Origin of the sequence: Azospirillum sp. TSO22-1 (genome assembly GCF_003116015.1) — a bacterium.
GTDB lineage: Bacteria > Pseudomonadota > Alphaproteobacteria > Azospirillales > Azospirillaceae > Azospirillum.
On the sequence record NZ_LGQZ01000142.1, the window covers coordinates 1 to 15,677 of the forward strand.

Here is a 15,677-nt window from a genome sequence, read left to right on the forward strand (position 1 = left end):
GGCGGGGGCGTGGAGCCGGTGCCGAAGGCAACGAGCGCCGAAGGCGATCGTAGGCGGAGCGCGGTCGCCCGACTTGCGGGCGGCCGGTGGAGGGGCCCGCTCGAAGAGTGGGAGGGTGGGGGCTGCGGCGGAGGTGGCAGGCGTTGATTCTCGGGCAAGCCGCTGCCCCCACCCCAACCCTCCCCCGCCGGAGGCGGGGGAGGGCTTGACGAGCCTCAGCGCTCCGCCACCGCCGACGAGGTGGCCAGGGCCACGGCGCGCTGGTAGAGCTGCGGTTCGGCCAGCAGGCGCTTGGCGACCTCGACGTCCAGCTCGGCGCCATGTTCCTTCCAGGGACAGGCCTCGCGCAGGCGGGTCAGCGCGGTCTCGTCGTTGGAGGCCTGGGCGCGCCAGCCGGCCAGTTGCACCGCGTGCGGCCGGGCACCGCCGCCGCGCAGTTCCTCCACCAGCGAGTCGGCGGCGCGGCCGTCCACGCTGGTGCACACCATGGGCTGGACGCCCTGGCGGTGCAGCGAGTAGCCGGCCGGGGTGTAGATGCGGCTCCAGGTCAGGAACAGCTCGCCGTCGTTGGGCAGGCGGGTGACCGTCTGCACGCTGCCCTTGCCGTAGGAGGCGGAACCGACGACCACCGCCCGCCCGCTGTCCTGCAGCGCCGCGGCGACCACTTCGGCCGAACTGGCCGTGCGGGCGTCCACCAGCACCACCAGCGGCAGACCGTCGGCGACGTCGTCGGGCGCCGCTTCGAAGCGCTGGCGGCTGTCGGGGTGGCGGCCCTCGGTGGTGATGATGCGGCCGCGGCGGATGAACAGGTCGGCCACCGCGACCGCCTGGTCGAGCAGCCCGCCGGGGTTGCCGCGCAGGTCGAGCACGATGCCGTGCGCCGCCGGCCCCAGCGCGGCGCGCGCGTTCAGCACCGCCTCGCGCAGGTTGGCGACGGTGCCGGCGTTGAAGCGCTCCACCTTGATGATGGCGGTATGGGCGGTGATGGCGCTGGCCACCGTGTTGGGAACGACGCGTTCGCGGCGGACCGGCAGGCGGCGCGGACCCTGTCCGTCGCGCCCGACGGTGAGCAGCACCAGCGAGCCGGTCGGACCGCGCAGCCGTTCCGCCACCGCGGTTTCGTCGCCGCCGGCCGCGGCGCCGTCCACCGCCAGCAGCACGTCGCCGGGGCGGATGCCGGCGCGTTCGGCCGGTCCGTGCGATTCACTGACCAGCAGGCGGTCGCCGGCCGGCGTCAGCGCCAGCCCGACCCCGCCGTAGCCCTCGCGCTGCGCGCGCTCGCCGGTGGCGCGCTGCGCGCCGGTGTAGCGGGAGAAGCCGTCCAGTCCGCCGACCACCGCGTCGAAGACCGTCTGGTAGATCCGCTCCGCCGGTGCGGCGCGCAGCGCGACCGAGTGCAGGCGGGCGCGCTCCACCGCGCGGACGGTCAGATTGGCCCAGCCGGCGGCGTCGCCGGGCTTCGGCGCCGGCGCCTCGAAGGCGGAGGTGCCGGACACGTACAGGCGTACGCTGTCCTTCTCGCGGCCGATGCTGATGGCGGGGTCGATGGTCGAGAGCGCCTTCAGCCCGTCGGTGCCGAGCTGGCGCAGGTCGACCGGCTGCAGATAGGCCTCGGCGATGCGGCCGTAACCCACGGAAAACACTTGTTCGCTGATCAGGCTTGGCGCCTCGGCGGCGGCCGGGGCGGCGAGGGCCTGCTTCGGCGCGTCGCCGGTGCAGCCGACCGCGAAGGCCAGGGCGGCCAGGGGGACGGCCAAGTGCCGCCGCAGCGATGCTGATCCGCGATGCCCGATACCCATGACGGCCGAACGCGCCTCCGCCCGTACGCCGGACCGCACGTACGGCGGGCGACACGCCCGCACCGGTCCGACACACTTCGATGGGGGTATGGAATAGCACTTCCGGGAGGGCGCCGTGTTGCGCAATTTTTGGGTCGGCAGTGCCTCGTGCCCTATTTCCCACGTGATGTGGCGCGCCCGCCACGCTGTTTCGAATGAGCCCTGCGAACGGCGGATTTGCGCCCTCCGGAGGGCGTGTTGCCGGAATGCCACGGCAGATCGGCGCCCTCGCGGTCGAGCAGGGCGAACAGCGTGCTGCCGGTCAGCGGGTCGGCCTCCTTCACGGCGATCTTCACCGGCGCGCCCAGGCGGTACACCCGGCCCCAGCGTTCGCCGACCAGGGCGTGCTCGTGCTCCCGGTGCTCGTACGTGTCGTCGGGCAGGGTGCTGGCCGGCACGAGGCCGTCGGCGCCGCTCTCGTCGAGGCGGACGAATAGGCCGAAGCGGGTGACGCCGGTGATCCGCCCGCTGAAGGTCGCGCCGACGTGCGCGGACAGGAAGGATGCGGTGTAGCGGTCGATGGCGTCGCGCTCGGCCGCGGCGGCGCGGCGCTCGGTGAAGGAGATGTGCTCGGCGATGTCGGTCATCTGCGCCACCGCCGCGTCGTCCAGCACGCCGACGCCCAGCCGGTGCGCGCGGATCAGCGCCCGGTGCACGACCAGGTCGGCGTAACGGCGGATCGGCGAGGTGAAATGGGCGTAGCGGCGCAGCGCCAGCCCGAAATGCCCCAGGTTGTCCGGCGCGTACACCGCCTGCGCCTGCGAGCGAAGCACCACCTCGCTCACCAGCTGCGCCTCCGGCGTGCCGGCCGCCTTCCTGAGGATGCGGGTGAAATGGCCGGGGGTGAGGACCTGCCCCTTTGCGAGGCTGTAGCCGATCCCTTCCAGGAACTCGCGCAGCGCCTCCAGCTTGTCGGGGGCGGGCTGGTCGTGCACCCGGTACATGCAGGGCACGCCGGCCGCCTCCAGGCTCTCCGCCGCGGCGACGTTGGCGCAGATCATGAACTCCTCGATCAGCCTGTGGCTGTCCAGGCGCTCGCGCGGAGATATCTCCGCGACCCGGCCGAAATCGTCCAGCCGTACGCGCCGTTCCGGCAGGTCGAGGTCGAGCGTGCCGCGCTTCTCGCGCGCCGTCCATAGGCAGGCGTACGCCGCGTACAGGGGCGCGATGACGCCGGCCGCCAGGGGCTCGGTCGTGTCGTCCGGCCGGCCGTCGCGGGCGGCCTGCACCTGCTCGTAGGTCAGGCGGGCGGCGGAGCGCATGAGGGCGCGCGTGAAGCGGTGCCGCTTCAGCGCCCCATCGGCGCCGATCCACAGATGCGCGGCGAGGCAGCCGCGATCCTCCTGCGGACGCAATGAGCACAGGTCGTTGGACAGCGCCTCCGGCAGCATCGGCACGACGCGGTCGGGGAAGTAGCAGGAGTTGCCGCGCTCGAACGCCGCGCGGTCCAGCGCGGTGCCGGGGCGGACGTAGTAGGCGACGTCGGCGATGGCGACGATCAGGTGCCAGCCGCCCGGGTTGGCCGGGTCGTCGTCGGGCTCGGCGAACACCGCGTCGTCGAAGTCGCGGGCGTCGGCGCCGTCGATGGTGACCAGGGGGACGGCGCGCAGATCCTCGCGGTCGCCGAGTGGCGGCACCTTGGCGCGCTCCGCCTCGCGTTCGGCGGCGTGCGGGAAGAGGGTGGGCAGGCCGTGCGTGTGGATGGCGATCAGGCTCACGGACCGCGGCTCGGCGGTCGGGCCGATCACCTCCACCACCCGGCCCTGTGCGAGGCCGAGGCGGGTGGCCGGCAGCACGTCCACCAGCACCAAGTCGCCCTCCGCCGCGCCGGCGGCGTTGGCGGGCAGCACCAGCAACTCCGCCCTGTTGCGGCGGTCGGTGGGGACGACCCGGCCGCCGTCCGGCCCCAGGCGGTAGACGCCGAGGATCCGGCCGGTGGTGCCCTCCAGCCGGCGGATGGTGCGCGCCTCGTACAGGCGGTCGTTGAGGCGGGAGAGCTTCGCCAGCACGCGGTCCCCCTCAGCCAGCGCCGGGTGGCCCTTCTTCTCCGGCATCATGAAGATGCGCGGCGGGGCGTCCTCGCCGGACCAAGTCAGCGGGCGGGCCAGCACCTCGCCGTCGGGATCGACGCCGGTGACTTCCAGGACGGCCACCTCCGGCAGGCTCTGCGGCGGCGCCATGCGCCGGCCGCGGCCGCGCTCGACGGCGCCGTCGGCTTCCAGGTCCTTCAGCAGATCCTTGAGGCGTTCCCGGTCGGCGCTGCCGCCCAGCTTGAAGGCGCGGGCGATCTCTCGCTTGCCGACCGGCACGCTGCTCTGGCGGATGAAGGCGAGGACGGCGTCCTTGGTGGGGAAGGGGGGCAACGGGCGATCCGGCGGTGGGAAAAGGTGCTCGGGAAGGTATGGGCAGACGACGCGGATTCCAACGCCCAATGGCCGCCACATTGCTAAGCGTCCAGTGATGCGTTCCGACGGGGTCGAGAAAATGCTGCGCCGCTTCGCCATTGCCCTCCTGTGCGTGCCGATCGCCTACGCTGTCGCGGCCCTGACGTTGCCGCTGATCCCCGCATCCGGTGAGCCGGCGGCGACCGGGGACGTGGAAATCTTCGTCTGCACCAATGGCGTGCACACCGATCTGATGCTTCCGGCGACGACCGGCGTCATGGACTGGACCGCGGTGTTGCTGCGCCCGGACTTTCCCCTGGCCGATCCAGGGGCGTCGCATGTGGCGTTCGGTTGGGGCGATCAGGCGTTCTACCTGGAAACCCGCCGTTGGGCGGACGTGAAGCCGCACACCGTTTGGCGGGCGGTGTTCGGGGGCGGGCCGAGCGTCATCCACGCGCAGTACCGGCCCTCGCCGGCCGGCAGCCCGGATTGCGGACGGCTGATGCTGGGGGAGGGGCAGTACGGCCGCCTGGCCGCGTTCGTCCGCGCCACGTTCCAAGAGCCCGTGCAGCCGCTGCTCGGCGCCAGCTACGCGGGCGACGACCGCTTCTATCCGGCGGTGGGGACGTACAGCCCGTTCGACACGTGCAATCAATGGACCGCCCGCGCGCTCAAGGCGGCGGGCGTGACCATGGGCGTGTGGACGCCGTTGGAGAGCGGGGTGATGCGCTGGGTCCGCTAGCGGTCCTTGAACACCCGCATGAACCGCGCCGCCCGCGCCATCCGGCGGGCTTCATGGGCGATGCTGCGATCGCCCTCGCGTTCCAGGGTGCCGACCAGCCGGCCCTGGGCGTCGCGGATGACGATTCCCTCGTCGCGCGGCACGGTGAGGTCGGCGAGCAGCTCGGCCCGGCGGTTGTGGGCGCTGAGGACAATGGTGGCGATCGACGCGGCGATCAGACTGGCAAGCAGGCGCATGGCGGCCTCCATGGGGTGATGGATCCCGCGAGCGTGCCCGAACCGAACAGGCGATTCTGTGGTCTAGCTCACGGGAACCGGCTGGCCGTCGCGCAGCGCCTCGTAGGCGGCCTGGACGGTCTCGGCGCCGTACTTGCGCTCCAGCCGGCGCACGGTGAAGTGGCCGCGCGCCACGTCCTGGAAGTGGTCGATGAAGGCGAGGTTGACCAGCGCCCCGCCGGCCGCGCCGATGACCGGCACCGCCTGCATGGCGAACTTCTGCCCGACGGTGACGCCGAAGCGCGCGGCGATGCCGCCGAGGAAGCGCACCACCACCGGCGCCCCCTCGGCGATGAAGCCGCGCTCGGCGATCACCTGCGCCGCCTGCGCCATGGTGCGGGCCAGCGCGCCGCGCACAGCGAAATAGCCGGCGTCCATGGCGTCGTCGCTCTCCGACCGGCCGCCCAGCGCGAAGACCTGCAGGCAGGCCAGCGCGGTTTCCGGGCTGTGCAGCTCCTCGCCCTCGCAGCGCGCGATGTCGGCAATGGAGCGCAGCATGATGGTGGTGGAGATCGGCAGTTCGATCACCAGCGCCGGCAGGCCGAACAGCCCGCCCATGGCGCCCGACAGCCCGACCGCCGACTTGTGCAGCCGATCCGCCGGGCCGCCGGTCTGGCCGCGCATGGTGGCGAGCGCGACCTGCAACGCCTTCTCCAGCGCCGTGCTGGTGGCTTTGGTGATGACGGCCCTGGCCTTCTCCGGCAGCACGCCGCCGAGCATCTCCACCGGCGCCCCCACCATCGAGGCGAGGCGGGCGGCGAGGCTCGGATTCTCCAGGCGCTGCACGGCGACGCGCAGCTCCTCCAGGTCGTCGACGGCGATGGTCATCGGGCCCCCAAAGTGCGGTGGGGCGCAGGACCGGAGGGAGATCCTCGCGATGCGGGGCTTTACCACAGAGACACAGAGGCACAGAGAAACATGGGGATTTTCTTCCTCTGTGTCTCCGCGCCTCTGTGTTTCATCGCCGCCTTGGCGAGGTTTTCCCCTTTATGCCTGCACCCGCTTCTTGGCCGGCGCCTTCGGCTTGTCGGTGTTGGCGGCGGCCTTCTTCGTGGTCGACGCCTTGGCGGCGGTCTTGGTTCCCGCCTTCGCCTTCGTGGGCGCCTTGGGAGCCGCCTTCTTCTCCTCGGCCGGAGCCTCCGCCTCGGCAGGCGCCTTGCCCTTCTTGGCGGCGTCCTTGGCCTCCTTGGCGGCCAGGAGTTCCAGCCCCTGGGCCAGCGTCAGCGTCGCCGCGTCGGTCCCCTTGGGGATCGACGCGTAGAGCGAGCCGTGCTTGACATACGGGCCGAAGCGGCCGGAGCCGGTGGTCACCGGCTTGCCGGTCTTCGGGTGGTTGCCCAGCGCCACCGCCGGGGTGCTGGCCTTCTTCGCCGCCTCGCCCAGCAGGTCCACCGCCCGGTTCATGCCGACGGTCAGCACGTCGTCGTCGGGGGTGAGCGACTTGTACATGGTGCCGTGCTTCAGGTACGGGCCGAAGCGGCCGATACCCGCCTGGATCTCCTGCCCGGTCTCCGGGTGGTTGCCCACCACGCGCGGCAGCGCCAGCAGGGCCAGCGCCGTCTCCAGCTCGATATCGGCCGGCGCCATGCCGCGCGGCAGCGAGACGCGCTTCGGCTTCGGCGTGTCGTCCTTGGCCTTCTTCGGCTTTTTGCCGCTCTTGGCCTTCTCTTCTTCGGCGGCCTTCTTTTCCTCGGCCTGCTTCTCCTCATGGCCGCGCGGCGGGCCGAGCTGGACGTAGACGCCGTAGGGGCCGCGGCGGACGGTGACCGGCAGGCCGGTCTCCGGGTCGTCGCCGAGGTCGCGCGGGCCCTCCTGCTCCTGGCCGTTCTCGTCGTTGGCGACGGCCAGCGGTCTCGTGTAGCGGCACTCCGGGTAGTTGTTGCAGCCGATGAAGGCGCCGTTCTTGCCGAGCTTGAGGCCCAGCCGCCCCTTGCCGCACTGCGGGCAGACCCGCGGGTCCACCCCGCCGTTGCCCGAGCCGGCCGGGAAGAAGTGCTGGCCCAGCTCCTCGTCGAGCGCGGTCAGCACCTGGGTGATGGTCAGGTCCTTGGTGCCCTCGACGGCGCCGGAGAACGCCCTCCAGAACTCGCGCAGCACCGTCTTCCAGTCGATCCGCCCGCCGGACACCTCGTCCAGCTGGTTCTCCAGGTCGGCGGTGAAGTTGTACTCCACGTACCGGTTGAAGAAGTTCTTCAGGAACGCGGTGACCAGCCGGCCGCGGTCGGACGGCTCGAACCGGCGCTTATCCAGGCGCACGTATTCGCGGTCCTGCAGCACCTGCAGGATCGAGGCGTAGGTGGAGGGGCGGCCGATGCCCAACTCCTCCAGCTTCTTCACCAGACTCGCCTCGGTGTAGCGCGGCGGCGGCTGGGTGAAGTGCTGGGCGGGCTCGATGGGGCCGCGGGTCAGGGCGTCGCGCTCGGCCATGGCGGGCAGGCGGCGGTCCTGGTCGTCGTCCGCCGCGTCGTCCTTGTCCTCCTGGTAGACGCGCATGAAGCCGTCGAACACCAGGATCGAGCCGGAGGCCCGCAGCACGACGTCCTTTGTCGTCGACGCCAGGTCCACCGAGACCTGGTCGAGCACCGCGCTTTCCATCTGCGAGGCCAGCGTGCGCTTCCAGATCAGCTCGTAGAGGCGCAGCTCGTCCTTCTCCAGGTAGGCGGAGACCACCTCCGGGCGGCGGAACAGGTCGGTCGGGCGGATCGCCTCATGCGCCTCCTGGGCGTTCTTGGCGGCGGTCTTGTAGACGCGGGGCGCGGCCGGGACGTACTTCTCACCCCAATGCTCGCCGATCAGGCGGCGCGAGGCCTCGATGGCCTCCTGCGACAGCGTGACGCCGTCGGTACGCATGTAGGTGATGAGGCCGACCGTCTCGCCGCCGATGTCCACGCCCTCGTACAGCTTCTGCGCGAGGCGCATGGTGCGCGTCGCCCCGAAGCCCAGCTTGCGCGATGCCTCCTGCTGCAGGGTCGAGGTGGTGAACGGCGCGTACGGGTTGCGGCGCACCTGCCGGCGCTCGACCGACGAGACCGTGTAGCTGGCCGCCGCCTTGATCTTGACGACCGCCTTGTCGGCCGCGTCCTTGTTGGGCAGGCCGAACTTGTCGAGCTTCTTGCCGTCGAGCTGCGTCAGCGATGCGTTGAAGGCGGCGCCGGCCGGCGTGGTGAAGCCGACGTCGATGCTCCAGTACTCCTGGGGGCGGAACGCCTCGATCTCGGCTTCCCGCTCGCACACCAGCCGCAAGGCCACCGACTGCACGCGGCCCGCGGACTTGGAGCCCGGCAGCTTGCGCCACAGCACCGGCGACAGCGTGAAGCCCACCAGATAGTCCAGCGCGCGGCGCGCCAGATAGGCGTCGACCAGCTCGCGGCTCACGTCGCGCGGCGCCTTGAGGGCGGCCTGCACGGCGTTCTTGGTGATCTCGTTGAAGGTGATGCGCTGCACCTCGACCTTGTCGGACAGGCGCTTTTCCTTCAGCAGCTCCGACAGGTGCCAGGCGATGGCCTCTCCCTCGCGATCCGGGTCGGTGGCGAGGTAGACGCGCTTGGCGCCCTTGACCGCCTTGGCGATCTCGTCGATGTGGCGCCTGGAGCGGTCGCCCAGCTCCCACTCCATGGCGAAGTCCTCGTCCGGCCGCACCGAGCCGTCGCGCGCCGGAAGGTCGCGCACGTGCCCGAAGCTGGCCAGGACGGTGAAGTCGTCGCCCAGGTACTTGTTGATGGTCTTCGCCTTGGCCGGCGACTCGACGATGACGACGTTGCTGCCCGTCAAGAGCCCCTCGCCCCGATGCTGCCTCGTGTGGAACCGGCTGTCAGATCAGCGCGATCTGGTTGCCCGGCAGGCGCTGCACGCGGCCGGCCAGTTCGAGTTCCAGCACGACGGTCAGCACCACCGGTGCGGACAATTGGCACCCGCGGACCAGTTCGTCAATGGCGACGGGGGAGGGGGAGAGGTTTTCGATAACAATGCCGCGCGCCCGATCGACGTCCGCATCGTCCGGAATCGGCGGTGCGGAGGGCGCGAACAGGTCGCCCTGGCGTTCGCGCAACGGCGGGGCCTTGAGGTGCTGGAAGACGCGCAGCACGTCGTCCACCGTCTCCACCAGGGCGGCGCCCTGGCGCAGCAGGTTGTTGGTGCCCTGGCAGCGCGGGTCGGCCGGCGAACCCGGCACGGCGAACACCTCGCGCCCCTGCTCCAGCGCCATGCGGGCGGTGATGAGCGAGCCGGACTTCATCGCCGCCTCGACCACCAGCACGCCCAGCGAGCAGCCGGAGATGATGCGGTTGCGCCGCGGGAAGTGGCGCGCCTGCGGCTGGGTGCCGATCGAGCTTTCCGCAACCACCGCGCCCTGCGCCACAATGTCGCGGTAGAGGCCCTGATTCTCCTCCGGGTACACGACGTCCACCCCGCCGGCCATGACGGCGATGGTGCCGGAGCCCAGCGAGCCCTTGTGCGCCGCCGTGTCGATGCCGCGCGCCAGCCCGGAGACCACCAGCAGCCCGGCCTCGCCCAGTTGCCGCGCGATGGTCTCGGCGAACTTCTTGCCGTTCAACGAGGCATTGCGGGCGCCGACCAGCGCCACCGCGCGCCGCTTCAGCAGGTGGACGTGCCCGCGCACGGAGACCACCGGCGGCGCGTCGTCGATGGCGGCCAGCGGTTCGGGGTAGTCGGGCTCGCAGGAGCACAGCAGCTTGGCGCCGAGCTTGGCGTTGGCGGCGAGTTCGCGCTCCGCCTCGGTTTTGGCGGGGATCTTCAGTGGCTTGGCCCGTCCGCCGCGCCGGGCGAGGTCCGGCAGCACGTCGAGCGCCCGCTTTGCCGAGCCGTACTGCTCCAGCAGCCGGTGGAAGGTGATGGGGCCGACGTTTTCGGTGCGGATGAGGCGGAGCCAGTCGATCCGTTCGGCGTCGGTGAGCGGGCGTCGCGGTTGTGTCATGCTTCCATTTTATACAACCGATGCGCCGTCATCGACAACACGCAATCGTATGCAGGTAGAATCGGCGGCCGACGCCGGGCGCGGTCAGGTCGCCCCGCTCTTCGGCCGGCCGCGCCCGGCCCAGGCGATCAGCAGCTCGTCGCGGGACTTCAGGCCCGGCTCGGGCAGCGCGTGGTTGACCACCGCCTTGGAGGCACCGCCGGTCGCCTCGGGCAGCCGGTTCTCCCACATCGCCTGGTGCAAGGTGGGAAGGCTGTCCCAGGCACCGAGGTGCGTGTCCGGCACCCGCACCACGCCCGAGGCGATGACGCGGTTCAGGCCGGCGATCTCCGCCGCGTTGGACAGGTGCGTGCCGATGATCGCCGCGGTCGGCATCAGGATCCGCCGCTGCCGCATCCACACCTGCGGGGCGTAGAAGCTGTAGCGCTTGCCGCCCATGTCGCCGCAGAAGACGACGCGGCCGGTGTGCGGCTTCACGATCATCGTCGACACCGCCAGCGTGTCGCGCCGCGCCCGCTCGACCACCACGTCCGGCATGCCGCGCGGGTTGTCGGCGGAGCGCAGGATGCGGCCCACCGCCTGGCCCAGAGGCTTGAACGTCTCCTCGGTGAACAGGCGGACGGCTTCCTTGAAGGCGGCGGTCTCGGTCTGCGGGTCGGGCAGGTCGGGCATGGTCTCCGGCCAGCGGAAGTGCGGCACGCGGCGCGCGATCTCGGCCAGCGACACCGCGCCGGCCAGCGCCTCGCCGTAGCCGAGCGACAGCACGAAGTCGCGCTCGGAGTCCTGGTCGGCGACGACGCAGACGCGCGCACCCGCCTCACGCGCGGCCTCGATGGCGGCCAGCGCCATGTCGTCGCGCAGGCCGCGCGCGCCGGCGCCGTAGAACACCAGCACCGCCTCGCCGGGGCGCAGGCGGGCGCGGCGCAGCATGTCGGCGGGCTCGGCGGCACCGGGCTTGCCGAGGAAGGTCATGTGGTAGCCCGACGAGGCGCCGAAGAAGGTCAGCGCGCCGCCGGGGGCCAGCGCCTGGAAGCTGCGCGGGAAGGTGGTCTCGCCGGCGTGGCTGACGGCGTAGTCCACCAGATGGCCGCCGTTGGCGGCGCGGACGGAGTCGAGGAACCCGGCGCCCTCCCGCTCCCACGGGCTCCAGGCCTGCGGGTCGGCGGGGATGCGGGTGAAGGCACTCTCGGAGGCGGAGCGGTCCACGGCCCCGGCGCCGCGGGCGCGGATCGATGCCGCGCGGCGCGCGGAAGACACCATGCCGGTCACCTTCATGCGGCGGGCGAGCGCCAGCTCGACCGTCCAGGCGCCGGTGCCGCCGGCGGCACCCTCGACCAGCAGGCGCTTGCCCGGCTGCACGTCCAGCGCGGTGACCAGCGCGCGGTAGGCGGTGCCGGCGGCCAGCATGTAGCTGCCGGCCTCCTCCAGCGTCAGGCCGGCGGGCAGCGGGAACAGCTGCGGGCCGTCGGCCAGCATGAACTGCTGGTGGCTGCCGTCCGGCGACTGGTAGCCCTGGATGTGGAAGTCGGTGAACATCGGGTCGGCGCCGGCCTCCGGGTCCAGGAGGTCGGAGACGCCGGAATACACCGCCACGAGGTTGCCGACGTTCAGCCGCCCCTGCGTCTGCAACGCCTCGCCCAGGCGCACCACCATGCCTACGCCGCCGGAGCCGGTGACGTGCACGTCCTCGTTGTGCTCGTCGAACAGCGAGACCGGGATGCCGGTGATCGCCCAGACGTCGTTGTAGTTGACCTCGGACGCCAGGACGTAGACCAGCGCCTGATTGGGGCCGGGCTCGGGGACGGGGACGACGACTTGCGCTTCCGCCTGGGCGGGGTCGCCGTGCGCGGCGGCGCCGGTCTCCAGGTCGCGGACGACGGCCTGGGCGAGCTGCCATTGCGGGAGCGGCGTGGCGCCGGGGAAGAACGGGCTGCCGATGGGCAGGACGCCGTCGCGGGATTCGCGGCGCGGGCGGGCGGGGAGGGGTGGGGACTTCTTCTCCAGGAACAGGGCGATGCCTTTCTTGGCGCCGTGCCCGGAATCGAGCGCGAAGCGGGCGAAGGCGTCGATCTCCGCGGCGGAGCCGGTGTCGAAGCCCCGCTCCAGGCCGGTGCGGACGAGCTGGACGATGGTGTCGGCGACGGCGCCGCGGCCGACGGAATGGGCTTGGCGGAGGAGGCGGTCGAGGGAGGAAGACGTTCCCTCCCCCGCCTCCGGCGGGGGAGGGTTAGGGTGGGGGCTAAGGTTGTCCGGGATGGCCGCTGCCCCCACCCCCCCGCTGCGCGGGTCCCTCCCTCCCCCCGCGGAGCGGGGGGAGGGCGACAATGCCGCTTCCCTTGCCATGCTCTTCGCCAGCGTCAGCGCGTCATCGGCGCCGCGGGCGATCACGTCTACCAAGCCGATCTCCAGCGCAGTCTCCGCATCGACCTGACGGCCGGACAGCAGGATCTCCAGCGCGCGCTCCGCGCCGCGCTCCGGATCCTTGCGCAGCAGCAGCCTCGGCAGACGCTGCGTGCCACCGTAGCCGGGAGGCAGGAACAGGTTGATCTCCGGCTGACCGAGCTTCGCCCGCGGGTCCGCGACGCGCAGGTGGCAGGCCATCGCCAGTTCGCAGCCGCCGCCCAACGCGACGCCGCGGATCGCCGCGATCACCGGCTTGTCGAGGGACTCCAGGGCCCGGAACACCGCGTGCGCCTTGGCGGGCAGGGCGCGGGCCTCCTCCTCGTCGCGCACCTCGTCGAGGAGTTGGCGGATGTCCGCGCCGGCCACGAAGCTCCTGCCGCCGGCGCCGGTGATGACCACGGCGCGGATGTCCGTCCGGCGGGCGAGGTGGCCGGCCAGCGTATCGAGTTCATCGAGCAACCGGTCGGACAGCGCATTGACCGGTGGGTTGTCGATGGTCACCGTCGCCATGCGGACGCCGTCCGCCAGCGTGTCGTACTGGATCGACAGGAAGCGCTGGCGCTCCAGCAGCCGCTGCTCCTCGGCGCGCTGCTGGCCGCGCAGCCACGCGTCGATGCGGCCGCGCAGGTCGGGCAGGCACTCGGGGTTGCGCAGGGTCGAGGTGTCGCCGAGATCCTCGCCGTTCATCATGGCGGTGAGGAACCGGCGCATGTACTTGCCCGAGCGCGTCTCCGGGAACGCCGGCACGGTCAGGATGTCGGAGGGCACGGCCACCGCGCCCTTCTCCTGGCGCACGAGGTCCTTCAGCCGCCGCTCGTCGTCGCCGGTGAGCGTGCGGCCCTTGGCGGGCAGCACGAAGGCGACCGGGGTCAGGCCCTTCTCGCGGTGCGGGGCGCCGACGACGATGACGTTGCCGACCGGACTGTCGGGGTTGATCTGCTTGTCGCGCAGGATGGCGCCCTCGATCTCCTCGGTGCCCATGCGGTGGCCGGAGACGTTGATCACGTCGTCCGAGCGGCCGTGCAGGCTGAACGACCCGTCCGCGTACTTGCGCGCGAAGTCGCCCTGCAGGTAGGCCCACACCGGCCGCCCCTCGCCGTCGCGGAAGCGGCCGAAGTAGGTCTTCACGAAGCGCTCGAGATCGCCCGTCCAGCCGGGTTGCCCGACGGTCTCCGCGTCGCCCCAGATGGTGCGGGCGAGGTAGGGGTAGGGGGCGGCCACGACGATCTCGCCCTTCTCCTCCAGTTCCGCCGGGCGGAAGGCATGGCGGCCCTGCGTGTCGGGCTCGCCTTCGGGAATCCACACGTCGCCCATCACCCAGGGCAGCGGGTAGGTGTGCGCGTCGGCGCGCAACGGCTGGTCGGGGTTGCCGTAGGGGTGGGTCCAGACGATGCCGCCGTGCTCGGTGGCCCAATAGGAGTTGATGTACTGCGGCGTCATCACCTCCATGCCGAAGGCCTGCACGGCGGGGCTGGTCGGCTCGGCGCAGAAGGTGGCGACGCGCAGCGTGGAGCGGTCGTAGCGCTCGACGTCCGCCCGGTTCTCCGGGTGGGTCATGACGGTCTTCAGGAAGGTCACGCCGGCCTTGAAGATCGTCACCCGGTGCCGCTCGATGATCGAGGCGAAGCGGCCGGCGTTGGGGAACACCGGCGCGCCCTCGGTGATGATGCCGGAGATGCGGGCGGCGAGGCTGGCCGTGATCAGGTAGCTCTGCCCGGTGATCCAGCCGGGGTCGGCGACCACGTAGATCACGTCGCGGCCGGGCAGCGCGTCGAAGCTCACCGCCATGGTGTGCGCCACCCCGGCGACGTAGCCGCCGTGCACGTGCACCACGCCCTTGGGCTTTCCGGTGGAGCCGGAGGTGTAGATGATGAACAGCGGGTACTCGGCGTCCACCGGCCGGCACGGCACCGCCCGCCACAACGCGGCGCACAGGGCGCGGTCGTCGAGGGCGCGCAGCGCCTCCATGCCCGGAACGCCGGCGGCCTTGCACACCGTGGCCTCGGCGGACGCCAGCAGTTCGTGCGCCCAGACGTCGCGGCCCTCGACCCAGGCGATCTCCGGCAGATGGGCGTGGCGAACCACCACGACCTTCTCGACGCGCGGCGGGGCGGAGGCCAAGGCTTCGGCGACGCTGGCGCGCAGGTCGGCCAGCGCCGCGGCGTCCAGGCCGCCGCGCGTGTCCAGCGCCTTGCCCAGCTCGCGCATCACGTCGGCGGGGGCGACGGTGATCTCGCCGGACAGGCCGTGCGCCACGATATCCAGCAGATCCGCGTCGCCGCCCTTGGCGCGCAGGACCTCCGCCACGATGCGCAGGGCCACCGGCAGCGCCACGAAGCGGTCGAGCGCCGGGTCGGTGTAGGCCTCCTTGAAGGGCGCCATCTCGGCGTTGCGCGACGCGCCGTCGGCGGTGATCACCACACGCGCCCCGGCGTTCTCGATGCGGTCGGACAGCGTCTTGTCGGAGAAGCCGCCGAAGACGGGGGTGTAGATGACGCCCAGCCGCTTGGCGCCCTCGGTCCAGACGATCTGGTCGAGGATGTTCGGCATGTTCAGCGCGATGCGGTCGCCCGGGTTCAGGCCCAGGTCGGTCAGCGCCTGCGCCGCCAGCACCGAGCGGACCAGCAACTCGCGTCGGGTCAGCGTCACGTGGTGCACCGGGCCGCCGCGCCCGCCGTTGGCCGCGGCGTCCCAGCGGTCGCCCTCGTACCAGTAGGCGGCCTCGGCACCAAAGCCGGACAGCACGTGACGGTCCACCTCGTTGAAGGCGGCGTTGGTCCGCCCGCCGGGGAACCAGCGGTAGAACGGCGCCTGGGAATCGTCGAACGCCGTGGTCCAGGGAGTCCAGTCGCGCCGCTCGGCCGGTTCGCCGGTGATGGCGTTCCAGCCGCGCCAGACGCCGTCCGTCCCGCGGGTCAGCCAAGAGTCGCCGTCGAACCAGTGGATGGTGCGCGCCGCGACGTCGCCGTGGAAGGCGCCGGGATCGCGCTCGCACGCCTCGCGCATGCGCCGCCAATCCTGGGCGCTGCGGATCGGGTTGACGGTGACGTCCTGCGGCAGCGGCGGCGTGACGGCGGCGCGTTCGGCCATGTCGGTCCTCCC

Annotated in this window: 8 protein-coding genes; 1 reads left to right on the top strand and 7 read right to left on the bottom strand. The window is 71.9% G+C overall.

Going from position 1 to position 15,677, the window contains the following annotated elements:
- Positions 1–215: 215 nt before the first annotated feature.
- Positions 216–1,757, bottom strand: a complete 1,542-nt coding sequence (locus TSO221_RS29835; protein ID WP_247878328.1) for a S41 family peptidase — start codon at positions 1,755–1,757, stop codon at positions 216–218.
- A gap of 194 nt (positions 1,758–1,951) precedes the next feature.
- The gene (rnr, locus tag TSO221_RS29840; protein ID WP_247878329.1) at positions 1,952–4,201 is read right to left on the bottom strand and encodes a ribonuclease R; all 2,250 of its coding nucleotides are present in this window, start codon (positions 4,199–4,201) and stop codon (positions 1,952–1,954) included.
- 121 nt (positions 4,202–4,322) lie between these two features.
- On the opposite strand from rnr, the gene TSO221_RS29845 reads away from it, so the two are divergent.
- Positions 4,323–4,964: a TIGR02117 family protein gene (locus tag TSO221_RS29845; RefSeq protein WP_158284253.1), complete on the top strand. Its 642-nt coding sequence runs from the start codon at positions 4,323–4,325 to the stop codon at positions 4,962–4,964.
- Here TSO221_RS29845 and TSO221_RS29850 read toward each other — a convergent pair.
- The 5 genes from TSO221_RS29850 to TSO221_RS29870 form a co-directional block, all read right to left on the bottom strand.
- Complete coding sequence (locus TSO221_RS29850; RefSeq protein ID WP_146208943.1) at positions 4,961–5,200, bottom strand: hypothetical protein; 240 nt, start codon at positions 5,198–5,200, stop codon at positions 4,961–4,963. The genes TSO221_RS29845 and TSO221_RS29850 overlap by 4 nt on opposite strands.
- Positions 5,201–5,263: 63 nt before the next feature.
- Positions 5,264–6,067: an EcsC family protein gene (locus tag TSO221_RS29855; protein WP_109122153.1), complete on the bottom strand. Its 804-nt coding sequence runs from the start codon at positions 6,065–6,067 to the stop codon at positions 5,264–5,266.
- 159 nt (positions 6,068–6,226) lie between these two features.
- On the bottom strand, positions 6,227–9,010 hold the full coding sequence (gene topA, locus TSO221_RS29860) for a type I DNA topoisomerase (protein WP_109122154.1): 2,784 nt from the start codon (positions 9,008–9,010) through the stop codon (positions 6,227–6,229).
- Between the two features lie 40 nt (positions 9,011–9,050).
- Positions 9,051–10,172: a DNA-processing protein DprA gene (gene dprA / locus TSO221_RS29865; RefSeq protein ID WP_109122155.1), complete on the bottom strand. Its 1,122-nt coding sequence runs from the start codon at positions 10,170–10,172 to the stop codon at positions 9,051–9,053.
- Between the two features lie 84 nt (positions 10,173–10,256).
- Positions 10,257–15,665 carry an AMP-binding protein gene (locus tag TSO221_RS29870; RefSeq protein ID WP_109122156.1) on the bottom strand — a complete coding sequence of 1,803 codons (5,409 nt, stop codon included), beginning with the start codon at positions 15,663–15,665 and terminating at the stop codon, positions 10,257–10,259.
- Positions 15,666–15,677 lie beyond the last annotated feature (12 nt).

Excerpts from the sequence above, each read along its gene's own strand:
- TSO221_RS29845 (WP_158284253.1), top strand. The coding sequence starts at position 4,323 with ATGCTGCGCCGCTTCGCCATTGCCCTCCTGTGCGTGCCGATCGCCTAC.
- TSO221_RS29850 (WP_146208943.1), bottom strand. The coding sequence starts at position 5,200 with ATGCGCCTGCTTGCCAGTCTGATCGCCGCGTCGATCGCCACCATTGTC.
- TSO221_RS29870 (WP_109122156.1), bottom strand. The coding sequence starts at position 15,665 with ATGGCCGAACGCGCCGCCGTCACGCCGCCGCTGCCGCAGGACGTCACC.
- TSO221_RS29855 (WP_109122153.1), bottom strand. The coding sequence starts at position 6,067 with ATGACCATCGCCGTCGACGACCTGGAGGAGCTGCGCGTCGCCGTGCAG.
- dprA (WP_109122155.1), bottom strand. The coding sequence starts at position 10,172 with ATGACACAACCGCGACGCCCGCTCACCGACGCCGAACGGATCGACTGG.